General features: G+C 38.5%; 13 protein-coding genes and 1 pseudogene. 9 read left to right on the forward strand and 5 right to left on the reverse strand.

The genetic code is table 11. The features are described from left to right. Positions 1-46: 46 nt before the first annotated feature. The 4 genes from P4S71_RS09400 (at position 47) to P4S71_RS09415 (ending at position 4,175) form a co-directional block, all read left to right on the forward strand. On the forward strand, positions 47-703 hold the full coding sequence (locus P4S71_RS09400; RefSeq protein ID WP_337150553.1) for a cytochrome b/b6 domain-containing protein: 657 nt from the start codon (positions 47-49) through the stop codon (positions 701-703). A gap of 225 nt (positions 704-928) precedes the next feature. Further along, positions 929-1,498, forward strand: coding sequence for a hypothetical protein (locus P4S71_RS09405; protein ID WP_033038633.1), 570 nt, complete (start codon positions 929-931; stop codon positions 1,496-1,498). 144 nt (positions 1,499-1,642) lie between these two features. Beyond that, entirely contained in the window at positions 1,643-3,718 is a 2,076-nt protein-coding gene (locus tag P4S71_RS09410; RefSeq protein WP_033030966.1) for a S9 family peptidase, read from the forward strand. 58 nt (positions 3,719-3,776) lie between these two features. Further along, on the forward strand, positions 3,777-4,175 hold the full coding sequence (locus P4S71_RS09415) for a hypothetical protein (protein ID WP_337150554.1): 399 nt from the start codon (positions 3,777-3,779) through the stop codon (positions 4,173-4,175). 22 nt (positions 4,176-4,197) lie between these two features. Here the strand turns inward: P4S71_RS09415 and P4S71_RS09420 are convergent, their stop codons facing one another. After that, complete coding sequence (locus P4S71_RS09420; protein ID WP_337151606.1) at positions 4,198-4,566, reverse strand: LytTR family DNA-binding domain-containing protein; 369 nt, start codon at positions 4,564-4,566, stop codon at positions 4,198-4,200. Continuing rightward, on the reverse strand, positions 4,524-4,949 hold the full coding sequence (locus P4S71_RS09425) for a hypothetical protein (protein WP_337150555.1): 426 nt from the start codon (positions 4,947-4,949) through the stop codon (positions 4,524-4,526). Before P4S71_RS09425 ends, P4S71_RS09420 begins: the two co-directional genes overlap by 43 nt. A 252-nt stretch (positions 4,950-5,201) precedes the next feature. On the opposite strand from P4S71_RS09425, the gene P4S71_RS09430 reads away from it, so the two are divergent. From P4S71_RS09430 to P4S71_RS09440, 3 genes are all read left to right on the forward strand, one after another. Continuing rightward, positions 5,202-5,333 (forward strand): hypothetical protein, encoded by a 132-nt coding sequence (locus P4S71_RS09430; protein ID WP_337150556.1) that lies wholly within the window; start codon positions 5,202-5,204, stop codon positions 5,331-5,333. Between the two features lie 44 nt (positions 5,334-5,377). After that, positions 5,378-6,268 (forward strand): TonB-dependent receptor plug domain-containing protein, encoded by an 891-nt coding sequence (locus tag P4S71_RS09435; protein ID WP_337150557.1) that lies wholly within the window; start codon positions 5,378-5,380, stop codon positions 6,266-6,268. A gap of 175 nt (positions 6,269-6,443) precedes the next feature. Continuing rightward, positions 6,444-8,141, forward strand: coding sequence for a TonB-dependent receptor domain-containing protein (locus P4S71_RS09440; protein ID WP_337151607.1), 1,698 nt, complete (start codon positions 6,444-6,446; stop codon positions 8,139-8,141). Between the two features lie 284 nt (positions 8,142-8,425). Here the strand turns inward: P4S71_RS09440 and P4S71_RS09445 are convergent, their stop codons facing one another. Next, entirely contained in the window at positions 8,426-8,899 is a 474-nt protein-coding gene (locus P4S71_RS09445; protein ID WP_007377885.1) for a Dps family protein, read from the reverse strand. A 335-nt stretch (positions 8,900-9,234) separates the two neighbouring features. Here P4S71_RS09445 and P4S71_RS09450 point away from each other — a divergent pair, with 335 nt between their 5' ends. Further along, entirely contained in the window at positions 9,235-9,444 is a 210-nt protein-coding gene (locus tag P4S71_RS09450) for a hypothetical protein (RefSeq protein WP_007579816.1), read from the forward strand. Here the strand turns inward: P4S71_RS09450 and P4S71_RS09455 are convergent. Both P4S71_RS09455 and P4S71_RS09460 read right to left on the reverse strand, forming a co-directional pair. Next, positions 9,441-10,045 (reverse strand): annotated as a pseudogene (locus P4S71_RS09455) (PGAP1-like alpha/beta domain-containing protein). The gene P4S71_RS09450 and the pseudogene P4S71_RS09455 overlap by 4 nt on opposite strands. Before the next feature lie 22 nt (positions 10,046-10,067). After that, the gene (locus tag P4S71_RS09460; protein WP_096794055.1) at positions 10,068-10,604 is read right to left on the reverse strand and encodes a YaeQ family protein; all 537 of its coding nucleotides are present in this window, start codon (positions 10,602-10,604) and stop codon (positions 10,068-10,070) included. Positions 10,605-10,695: 91 nt separating this feature from the next. On the opposite strand from P4S71_RS09460, the gene ylqF reads away from it, so the two are divergent. Further along, positions 10,696-11,640 (forward strand): ribosome biogenesis GTPase YlqF, encoded by a 945-nt coding sequence (gene ylqF / locus P4S71_RS09465; protein ID WP_337150558.1) that lies wholly within the window; start codon positions 10,696-10,698, stop codon positions 11,638-11,640. Positions 11,641-11,840 lie beyond the last annotated feature (200 nt).

Here is an 11,840-nt window from a genome sequence, read left to right on the forward strand (position 1 = left end):
AGTAGTTAACAAATTAAATAATACTGTTTTTTTAAGGATAGGCACAATGACGACGTTAAAAGTGTGGGATGGGTTTATTAGATGCTTCCATTGGTTTTTGGTTGTAAGTATTGCAGTGCTTTATTTTAGTATTGAAGAGGGCATGATTGAGCTTCACTTTGTTGCAGGTTTTTTTACTTTAGCACTTATAGTAACACGTTTAATATGGGGTGTTATTGGTAGTAAAACCGCGAGATTAAGTGGGTTACTGCACTCTCCTGGTGCTATTTTAAAGGCGCTAAAAATACCAAGCGAATCGTTAGGCCATTCTGCACTCGGTAGCTGTATGGTGATAGTGTTTTTTATATTGATCATAACGCAACTTGTAAGTGGCTTAATGAGCAGTGATGGTATTTTAACTGACGGGCCGCTTGCTCAATATGTGTCTAGCGATACGATTGATTTTGCCAATTGGCTACATGAGCTGAATTTTGACATTTTACTTTATGCTATTGGCTTGCATGTATTGGCTATTATTGTTTACAGAATAAAAGGAAAACCGCTAGTTAAGGCGATGATCACAGGCTCAAAAGAGTTAAAAGCGGATGACTCTGAGGCTAAAGTAACAAAAGCGTCTTGGCCTGCGTGGTTAATATTTATATCTTTATTGGTGTTGCTGATATTTACGTGGGCGAAAGAGCCTTTAACTTATTTATTTAGTTAAAAACACATTAAATCAACCTTAAAGGGTTGGTTTTTTATTTTGATTACATTCTTTTGTTTGATTGTTGTGTGGTTGCAAATTATAATCATCAAGTTATTAGCTTATTAAGGTGAGGATAAATTTTTGCACGATTTATTAGTGCGTATAACTTGCCCTAGATGTATTTTTTGTGTATCCATATAGGTATGGGTAATAGTTTGTGACTCTTAAGGTGTTGCTGTGTTTATGCATACGTCGTTGGCCTGTGGAAAGTGGTCAACTATAGGTTGTTTAAATCATCATACCCAATTATTTATTGGTGATGTGGTGAGTGTAACCTTTTATGACTTGCAAGGAGAGCTAGTCAGTTTATCGTTTGATTATAAAATCACCTCGTTAGAGCAAGGTGAACCCCATGCATGGCCGCGTTTAGTTGCCGAGCACATTAATGTGCATATACCATTAATAAGCGCAGGGCGAATGACTGAACAAGGGCTCGTTGTTGCTTATCGACAAAACGAAATTTTTGCATTGCAAAGTAGTGGTATTTGTAAAGCCCAAGTTGATTTTCATTGCATCGCGAAATGTGATGATTATGTAGTTAAAGAATGTGACGCATATGAATTTATTTATCCACAAAGTAGCGATTCTTACAATGCAGGTACAAAAGTACTACAACCTAAAACGGGAAAAATTTATCAATGTAGGCCTTGGCCATTCAATGAATTTTGCCGTGTTAATGATGAGAATAAAGTTATGTTTGAACCCGGCATTGGACAAAGCTGGGCTATGGCATGGATACAAGTATCAGATTAATAAATATAAATAACCTTCTTCCCATAGGTAGAACGATTTTAGTAATGAAACGTATTACCTTCTAAGCCCTCTCAACTATTGAGTGGGCTTTTTTATTTTTATGGTAAACTGCAATTATTGTTATTTTTCAAATTGGTCTTTTCTGTGCCTCATCCTGATCACTCTCTAAATTTATTGTCTAACGTCCCTATCGCTAAAAAGCAAGCTTATATACTCAATGCGCATAATAAAACACGTGTCGATAACTATTATTGGATGCGTGATGATGAACGTCAAAATGAACACGTACTAGCGCATTTGCATGCTGAGAATACCTATTGTGATAAACAGTTAGCACCTATAAAACCATTACAAAATACACTATTTGAAGAGCTTAAAGCGCGTATTGTAAAAGACGATAACTCGGTACCTGTGAAAGACGGAAAGTATTGGTATCACTCAGAAGTGCGTGGCGATGATGAATATTCACGCCATTACCGCAGTACCAGCATAGAGGCTGATAATAAAGAGCTTTTACTAGATATAAATGTGCTAGCGGCAGGGTTCGAATTTTTTGAATTAGGTGAAGTCGCTCTTAGCCCGTGTGAACAACTTATGGCTTATTCTGAAGATACTGAAGGCCGACGTATATATTTAGTGCGCTTTAAAAACCTTGAAACAGGTGAGATGCTACCTGATGTACTTGAAAACACAGAAGGGCAAGTTGTTTGGGCTAATGACAATAAAACCGTTTTTTATGTTAAAAAAGATTTAAAAACATTATTAGGCTATCAAGTGTTTCGGCATGAGCTTGGTAGCGAGCAAAGCCAAGACGTAATGGTTTACGAAGAGCAAGATAGTAGCTTTTTTATGGGGCTTGGTAAAAGCCGCGACGAAAGCTTAATTATTATTGATTTAGCATCGACAGAGACCAACGATACATGGGTGCTTGATGCTAATAAGCCCACTGGCGAATTTGAAGCATTAATGCCGCGTGAAGATGGCCACGAGTTTGACGTAGATAAGCTAGGTGACACATTTTATATTGTGACTAACTGGCAAGCTAAAAACTTTAGATTAATGACGGCAACAAACGAAACGATTGCTGATAAAACACAATGGTTTGAGCATACAGCTCATAGAGAAAATGTACTGCTTGAAGGTGTTGAGTTATTTAATGACTTTTTAGTATTGAGTGAACGCGAGCAAGGGCAAGCTCGATTTGTAGTTGTTAATAGGCAAGGAAATTGTATGGCACTTGAGTTTGCCGATCCTTGTTATTATGCTGCAATAGCAATGAACCCAGAGCCAGACACTCGCACTGCACGTATTTATTACTCAAGCTTAACAACACCAGGTTCTTTATATGACGTTGATTTAGCAACAGGCGAAAAAACACTACTTAAACAGCAAAAAGTACTGGGTAGTTTTAATGCCGATGACTATCAGTCGGAGCGATTAATGGTAACTGCTCGCGACGGAATCAAAGTCCCCGCATCTGTTGTTTATCGAAAAGACAGCTTTAAAAAAGATGGCTCAAATCCGTTATTTCAATACGGCTATGGTGCGTATGGCTATACGATTGATCCAAGTTTTTCAAGTTCATCGCTGAGCTTGCTCGATCGTGGTTTTGTTTATGTAATAGCACATGTTCGAGGCTCTGAAATGCTAGGTCGCGAGTGGTACGAACAAGGTAAAAAAGAGCATAAACAAAATAGCTTTAGTGACTTTATTGATGTGACAAAAGCGCTTGTTGCACAAGGCTATTGTGATAGCAGCAAGGTGTTTGCCTCAGGCGGCAGTGCAGGTGGTTTATTAATGGGGGCGGTTGTAAACCAAGCACCAGAGTTATATTGCGGTGTTGGCTGTCACGTGCCATTTTTAGACGTATTAACCACGATGCTTGATGAGAGTATTCCGCTCACAACAAATGAATATGATGAATGGGGTAATCCAAATGAGCCTCAGTTTTATGATGTAATTGAAGCTTACTCTCCTTATGACAATATTCGCGCCCAAAACTATCCGAACATACTCGTTACTACCGGTCTTCATGACTCGCAAGTGCAGTATTGGGAGCCTATGAAGTGGGTTGCAAAAATGCGTGAGCTCAAAACGGATAGTAATATTTTAGTCTTTAAAACAGATATGGATGCAGGGCACGGTGGTGCATCAGGTCGTTTTAAAAGCTTAGAAGAAAAAGCCCTCGAAATGGCCTTTTTTATTGCTCTGTTAAATTAACTGCAAAATTGGAAAATTGTATTATTCTATATATAAGTTGATATCTGTAAGGCAATTTATGTTTGGAGCACATGGCGAATTCCAGATTTGTTCAAAGCCCCCTCAGATGTATTTAAAATTGAAGGGGAGCTTTAATAATGAAGGTATAACATCATTAACTAATGGTGTTATTCAAGAATTGAGCACTCACCCTGAAAATACGATTAAGTTTGTGATTGTTAACTTAAAAGAGTCTGAGCTGTTAACTCTGGATAGTCTTGATTCGCTAGAGGCCTATTTTGCGGGTGTAAAAGAACTTGGCTATCAACGAGTTGACTATATAAACATTAATATCATAGCTAAAAACATGTTTGAAAAAGTATGGAAAAATAGCGATGTAGAAGTTAATTTTTATAAAGATACTGAAAGCTATTTATTAGAGCGTCCAAATGACAGTTATATAAAACAGAACTGGTAATTAATATGAGTATTATAAACCGCTACTGAAGAGGGCTTATAATACTCTCTAAACAGCCTTTATAGCGCCTTGAAAGGTTTAAGCACATATCGTTTTTTAGCCTTACTTTATAATCGCCACTGTCAGTAGGCATCAGTTCACAAATAGCTTGTTTTCTTACCAGCGTTGAGCGATGAATACGAATAAACCCTTCAGGCTCTAGCTGCTGCTCAATATTTTTCATGGTTTCGCGGTGTAATACCGGTGTACTACCTTGGGTAAAATGCAGCTCTACATAATTGCCCGCACCATTAATCCAAATAATATCATTGATATCAATTAATCTTACCTTACCTACATCTTTAACTACTATATGTGATGATGATTTTTTTGTTGGTTCTTTTCTCGGTATTGACGCTCTGTTTCATTTGCAATCGGGCAAAGATGTATAAGCTTCTCAAAGCATTTATCAATACGTGGTGCAGTTGAATCTAATATTAAAAAATCAACCGCGCCCACTTCAAAAGCAAAACTCGCAAAACGGTCCGACTGGGCAATAATGACTAATTTCAGTTTTTTAGCAAGTTCAGTTAAATGCACTATTTGCATAGGGTCAGACATGCTTGTTAACTCATAAAAAAGTACGTTGTATTGACTTGTATCTATCTGATCTAACCTCTTTTGTTGTGTTAGGGATTGAGATTCAAAGTGTCTATGTTTTTGCACTCTACTTGTTAAAAATGTTGCAAACTTAGTGTTGCTAACAAATGTTAATGCATGAAAAGAAGCTGCCATTATTTTATATCCTCGTTGTACAGATTAATAAAGACCGTACTTAATGGAAAAAAATGTTACGAAAACATAATATTTTTATAAAGTCATCGTGATTTGCTCACTTATCCCGCCAAACTTGCAGCTTGTACCAATATAGATGCCTTGTAAGGAACGCGTATAGAGTCTCAATGCTAATCCTCTTAGTGTTGTCCGCGAAGTAACTATTTAGTTACAAAAATAACAATTCAAGAAAAAATAATTCAGGGGAATTACATGGTATTAACTAACAATGGTAGTGAGCGATTATTTAAAAAATCGTCGCTAACAGTAGCGCTAAGCAGCGTATTACTTGCGGGATTTTCATTTCAAGGTATTGCAGCCGAAGAGGATGAAATAAAAAAATAGAACGAGTTCAGGTAACAGGTTCTCGTATTCGTTCAGCTGAGGCGATGTCATCAGCGCCTATTCAAGTTGTAGATAGCACAGCAATCGACGCATCTGGTTCATTAAATATTCAAGATTTACTACTAGATAATCCAGCATTTGGTACACCAGCTATTAGCCGTACTAACTCAAACTTTAGTACAGCTAGTGCGGGTGTTGCGACTGTAGATTTACGTAATTTAGGTTCTAACCGTACATTGGTATTAGTTAACGGTCGTCGTTATGTATCAGGTGTACCAGGTAGTTCTGCTGTCGATTTGAATACTATCCCTAGCCAGTTTATTGAGCGAGTTGAAATTATGACTGGTGGTGCTTCATCTGTTTATGGCTCTGATGCTGTTGCTGGTGTTGTTAACTTTGTTTTAAAAGATGACTTTGAAGGCGTTGAGTTTGATGGTCAATATGGTGAGTCAAGTGAAGGTGATGACGAGTCGCGTCAGTTTAACTTCACTTCAGGCTTATCAAGTTCAGATGGTAAAGGGCGTGCAATGTTTCACCTTGGTTACTCTGATCAAGGAGCTGTTTTCTCACGTGATCGTGATCGCTCAGCAGTAGACCAATTTTCAGGTATTTACTTTGAAGATGATCCAGTAGCAAACCCAGGCTCTATATTTGATGCTGTAAGTCCATTTTTATCTTCATTTCCGCCACAGGGTCGCTTTAGCGCTGGGGATGAAACATTTACGTTTAATGATGCAAACACCCTACAAAACTCGTTTAGTACTAACGGTGGCGATGGCGTAGCTGCAAATGGTTTTAACCGAAGTGGCGTACGTACGATAGCGATACCTACAGAACGTTACTTATTTGCCTCAAATGGTAGCTACGAGCTAAGCGACAAGCATAGCTTTTTTATGAAGGTACTTACGCTGCAACAACAACCGTTTCTGAATTAGAGCCATTTCCTTTTGCCTCTGACGACATCTATGCAAATGGCCAAGTACCAATTGAATTTAATGTAAACGGTGAAATATTGCGTAACGCATTTGTACCTGATGATATATATAACGCAGCAACCGACACCGACGGTGATGGTATGCGTGATATCTTTTTGCAAAGCGCTTAAGTGATATCGGTAACCGTGGAGCACGAGCTGAGCGTGATACATTCCGTTTAGCACTAGGCTTTCAAGGTGAAATAGCAGATGGTTGGTTCTACGATACTTACTATGTATACGGTAAAACAAAAGAGTCACAAGTATCAGGTGGTTTGGTTAACGTACAAAGCTTTCGTCAAGGTTTAGAGGCTGTTATCGATAGCCAAGATTTAGATGGTGATGGTATTACTGATGAGGCTATTTGTATCGATGCGACAGCACGTGGCTTTAACTGTGCGCCGGTAGACATTTACGGTTTCAATTCGCTATCGCAAGGTGCTATTGATTTTGTAAGTGCACCTAGCTCACTTTCAACGTCGGTTGAGCAAGAAATCATTGGTGGTAATATTTCAGGTGATTTATTTGATTTACCGGCAGGTACGGTAGGTATCGCTGCTGGTTTTGAATACCGTGAAGAGTTCTCACGTAGTGAATTTGATGCTCTACAGCAAGCTGGCCTTAATGCGGGTAATGCAATTCCAGCAACAGAAGGCTCGTTTGATGTAACTGAATATTATGTAGAAGCAAACATCCCCGTGCTTGATTCAGTCACGATGAATGCAGCAGTGCGTTTATCTGATTACTCTACAGTAGGCAATACTGAAAGTTGGAACGTGGGTATAGACTGGGAAGTAATGGATAGCTTACGTTTACGTGCTACCCGTGCACGTTCAACACGTGCTCCAAATATCGATGAACTATTTTCTCCACCTTCACAAACTTTCCCAAGTGGTTTAAACGATCCATGTTTAGGTGTTACTAATAGTGGCGGTGGTGCTGCAGGTGATGCTTGTCGTACAGATGTTGGTGTTACAACTAATATCGCCTCAAATGGCGAGTTCACGCTTAACCAGTCTGACTTACAAGGTATTAGTGGTTTTAACCGTGGCAACCAAGATTTAAAAGAAGAAGTTGGTGACTCTGTAACAGTAGGTTTAGTATTTACACCAGAAAATCTAATATCAGGCCTAGACATTACGCTTGATTACTTTGATATCGAAATTACAGATGCAATCGTATCAACACCTCGTCAGTTTATTCTTGACCAATGTTATGGTGGTGGCGATACAAGCTTTTGTGACTTTGTAACTCGTCGTAGTGCGCCATCAGGTAATAATAGTGCTGGTTCACTAGAGTTTATTGACAGTGGTGTATCTAACAGTGGTGGTTTAGGTACAGAAGGTGTTGATTTAACACTAACGTACTCTACTGATATTGGCCCAGGTGCGTTTAGAACTCGCCTTGCTTATACTTACCTAATTGATGGTTATAGCATCCCACTTCCTGGCGCTGATAAAGATGAGTTTGCTGGAGAAATTGGTGCATCAGAGCATAAAGCTAACTGGAACTTTGGTTATAAACTTAACGACTTTGATTTTAACTGGAGCTTAACTTACATTGGCGCTGCAGACTTTGATGATCAATTCTTAAGTGGTTTTGGTATTGCTCCAGGTGGAGTAGGGATTGGTTCAGTGACATATCATGATGTTCAAGCAAGTTACCATATCAGCGATTCAACAGAGCTTTACGCTGGTGCGAGTAACTTATTTGATAAAGAGCCACCACGCATTTTATCGGGTGTGAGCGGTTCAAGTACTGGTACTGAAACAGATGCAGGTACGTATGACCCAATTGGTCAATCATTCTACATAGGTTTTAGAAGTAAATTCTAACCAACAATAACGACACTAATATAGTTACTTAATTAGTAACGTTCACAAAGCCTCAGTATTGCTGGGGCTTTTTCATGGGGGAAAATAATGTAGTAGTAATGCTTATACATTGTTTATCCCAATATATGAGCATTACACCCACTTAAGTCAAAAAAACGCCACTGGTAACAGGTGCGTTGTTTAGATTGAATAAGGGGTTAATATAATAATCGAAACGTTTGATTATTCGACGATTTATCCCTAATTAAGCCCTCTATGAGGGCTTTTATCTTTTTAGATTAAAATTAATCTAAGTAAGCTTTTAACATCCAAACCAGTTTTTCTTGCTCTGAGATGTAATCACTCATTAGTGAGGCTGTGCCTTCATCGTCTGCATCACCTGCTTGGTTTAAAATATCGCGCTGCATGTGAATTAACGTACTGTAACCAGCAAGTAGGTTCTCTACGGCTGTAACACCATCACTAATACCTTTAGCTTCTTTAATTTTACTTACTTCGAGGTAATCAGAAAATGCATGTAATGGAGCGCCATCTAACGTCAAAATACGTTCGGCAACTTCATCTACTTTTAAAAGTAATAAGTTATAAATTTCTTCAAATTTAACGTGTAGCTCAAAAAAGTTACGGCCTTTAATATTCCAGTGAAAACCACGCGCATTCATGTATTGAATTTGGTAGCTGCTTAATAGCGTATTGAGTGATTTTACGATGTCATCACTTTTTGCACTGTTTAGACCTATTGCGTTTACCTGTGACATAACTTGCTCCTTGAATAACCGTTGATTTGTGAACTTGTGATAAGTATTACTAATTTCGATAAATTAGTAAAATCGTTTAAATTTATCTGGTTAATCGCTTTAACCTATCAACTGTTCTTGGTATCTGTATTCACTTTAGACTATTAATAGAAGTGGGTCTGATTAATAAAAATACTACCCCTCAAAAATAAATAAAACTTAAAAGTATATAAATCATGATCTGAAACAAACTTTATTCAAGGTAATAACTTAGCTATTTTTTTATTGATGTAGGTCAAAAATCATCCATCCTAACGGCGCATAATAATGTTGTCGAAATAATTAGGAGAGATAACATGCATGCAAAAACAGCGAAACAAAATAAAGCAGAGTTAATCGTGGTAGGAATTGCAGTCATCGCATTTGTGCTTGGGCTAGTAGCGCACTTAGCAGGTGCAAGCTTTGCTAATTCAGACTTTTTTGGTTACATAGCAGCGCCCATTCCGCTGATACTGGCAGTGGTATTTTTAATTAGTTATAAAATAGCAGCCAATGCTGAGGATTAATCTTTCTCGCTTAAGCATTTTAAAATGTAGTCGACCACTTCGCGTGAGTAAATCATACTGGTATGGCTTAAATGGAACACTTTATGTTCAGCCATACCTTTGAGCTTAGTTTCATCAAGTAATACAGTGCCATCTGATTTACTGCCTTTAACTATAAGGGGCATTAAACCAATGGGTAAGTCACCTGCAATACTAAAAAGCTTCGCTTTAAACGGCCAGTTACCATTTTGTGTAAGCAAAAATTCAACGCTATTTTTTAAAAAAGACTCAAACCCTTTTGCTTCATTTTTTGTGCAATATGGCTACCTTGATGAGGCGTGCCTAAAGTAACTACTTTTGTAATGTGTTGGCTTGCAACTGAATTAGCTTCTAGGTATGCGCGAGCGACTAATCCGCCCATTGAGTGACATACGAGTGCAGAAGGTTCACCTGCAATAAATTCATCAATTTGAGCAAAAATAGCATCGCGGTTTGGATCAAGCGTATTATAAGTAAGGTTTAATACCTTAACACCAGATTCTTCCAAGCGAGAGCACAGTGGGCGCATAACAAAGCCAGACATATACAAGCCATGTAAAACAATAACGTGTTTAACTTTCATACGCCCTCAAAAAAGTGATTAGTTACATTAACTGCTGTGGTTTTATTTCAATATTAGTTGTATCGGTATTTACCCATGCTTCACCATCTTGAATGGTAATGGCGAGCTTAATGCCACGATCAACCAAAGCAGCAAGTGCTTGTGTGGCTGCGTAATCAAGGCTAAAAATACTCAGGTTTTTAAATTCATACAATTTAGGTTGATGTTTTTGCCACCAAATTGCTTGATTGTTTTCGCCATAAGTATATAGCACCACTTTTTTAGATTTATTACAGGCTTTTTTAAGGCGTTTTTCATCTGGTAAGCCAAGCTCAACCCACAGCTCTATCTCTTCACTATAGCTTACATGCCAAAGTTCAGGCTCATCATCAGCACTTAATCCTTTAGTGAATTCTAAACCATCACAGCTATTGAGTGCAAAAGCGAGTAAGCGAATCATTAACCGTTGGTCGGTTTCTGACGGATGTTGTGCCAAGGTTAAACTAAAATCTTGGTAAACGTGGCGGTCCATATCGCTAAGCGATAATTGCACCTTCATAATGGTGGATTTAAGAGCCATAACAACTAATCTAAAAAAATTTGCGCCAGTATAGCGCAATTAAATGAATTGCCAGTTAAAATAGCGGTTAATTATACGTTAGGAGTTAAAAATGGCTATCCAGTGGTTCCCTGGGCATATGAATAAAGCCCGTAATGAAATTAAAGAAATAATGCCACAAATGGATGTGATCATTGAAGTGCTAGATGCGCGCATTCCCTACAGTAGCGAAAACCCGATGGTGGCAACCTTGCGTGAAGGTAAGCCGGTCATCAAAATTTTGAACAAAGCTGATTTAGCTGATCCTAAAATGACGCAAATTTGGAAGGATTACTTTGAACAAGAAAATGGCGTTAAAGCGATTTCTTTTGGTCACGATAAGGCAGTTGAAGTACATCGTATCAATGAACTGTGTAAAAAGTTAGTGCCGCATAAAGTAGGCGCCGATAAGCAAATAAAAGCCATGATAATGGGTATTCCTAACGTGGGTAAATCTACGTTGATCAATGTATTGGCTGGACGCATAGTTGCAAAAACAGGTAATGAACCTGCTGTAACGAAAGCACAACAACGCATTAAGCTTGAAGACGGTATTATGCTTTACGATACGCCAGGTATGCTTTGGCCAAAAGTAGAAAACGAAAACTCAGGTTATCGCTTAGGCGCTACAGGTGCCATTCGTGATACCGCACTTGAGTATGAAGAAGTAGCAAGTTATACCGCTGAATATTTATTACGTGCTTATCCTGAGCTTTTAAAAGCGCGCTATAAAATCGCTGAACTGCCTGAAAGTGACTGGGAGTTTGTCGAAATGGCAGGTAAAAAGCGTGGTTGTATTCGTGGTGGAAACCAAATCGACACGTACAAAATGTCTGAAATCCTAATTAACGAACTGCGCGACGGTATTATTGGCCGTATTACGATGGAAACTCCGCAAATGCGTGAGGAAGAAGAAGTAATGGTTGCAGGTTTACGTGCGGCAGCAGAGGCTAAAAAACAAGCTAAAGAAGAAGAAAAGCTTCAGCGTCGAGCGCGAGCACGTAAAAACCGTCGTTAATTGATTTAGTTTAATTTAACCAACTAAATTACAGACATAAAAAAAGCCCGTAAGGGCTTTTTTAGTTTCATATCTACCGTCACCGATATGAGCAATGTAGCAAGTAAAATAGTAGGGCGGTTACTCATCATCAACATCAAGGGGCGTTGCGGTTCATAACAAGTAACCATAGCTGTTTACGTGCGCCACACGTTGTTTCA

Source organism: Pseudoalteromonas sp. B62 (assembly GCF_037162565.1).
GTDB classification, from domain to species: domain Bacteria; phylum Pseudomonadota; class Gammaproteobacteria; order Enterobacterales; family Alteromonadaceae; genus Pseudoalteromonas; species Pseudoalteromonas fuliginea.

What these genes read in the sequence shown, in the direction of transcription:
- P4S71_RS09415 (WP_337150554.1), top strand. Translation starts at nt 3,777, where the DNA reads ATGTTTGGAGCACATGGCGAATTCCAGATTTGTTCAAAGCCCCCTCAG.
- P4S71_RS09460 (WP_096794055.1), bottom strand. Translation starts at nt 10,604, where the DNA reads ATGGCTCTTAAATCCACCATTATGAAGGTGCAATTATCGCTTAGCGAT.
- P4S71_RS09450 (WP_007579816.1), top strand. Translation starts at nt 9,235, where the DNA reads ATGCATGCAAAAACAGCGAAACAAAATAAAGCAGAGTTAATCGTGGTA.
- P4S71_RS09435 (WP_337150557.1), top strand. Translation starts at nt 5,378, where the DNA reads ATGTCATCAGCGCCTATTCAAGTTGTAGATAGCACAGCAATCGACGCA.
- P4S71_RS09425 (WP_337150555.1), bottom strand. Translation starts at nt 4,949, where the DNA reads ATGGCAGCTTCTTTTCATGCATTAACATTTGTTAGCAACACTAAGTTT.
- P4S71_RS09445 (WP_007377885.1), bottom strand. Translation starts at nt 8,899, where the DNA reads ATGTCACAGGTAAACGCAATAGGTCTAAACAGTGCAAAAAGTGATGAC.
- ylqF (WP_337150558.1), top strand. Translation starts at nt 10,696, where the DNA reads ATGGCTATCCAGTGGTTCCCTGGGCATATGAATAAAGCCCGTAATGAA.
- P4S71_RS09400 (WP_337150553.1), top strand. Translation starts at nt 47, where the DNA reads ATGACGACGTTAAAAGTGTGGGATGGGTTTATTAGATGCTTCCATTGG.
- P4S71_RS09405 (WP_033038633.1), top strand. Translation starts at nt 929, where the DNA reads ATGCATACGTCGTTGGCCTGTGGAAAGTGGTCAACTATAGGTTGTTTA.
- P4S71_RS09430 (WP_337150556.1), top strand. Translation starts at nt 5,202, where the DNA reads ATGGTATTAACTAACAATGGTAGTGAGCGATTATTTAAAAAATCGTCG.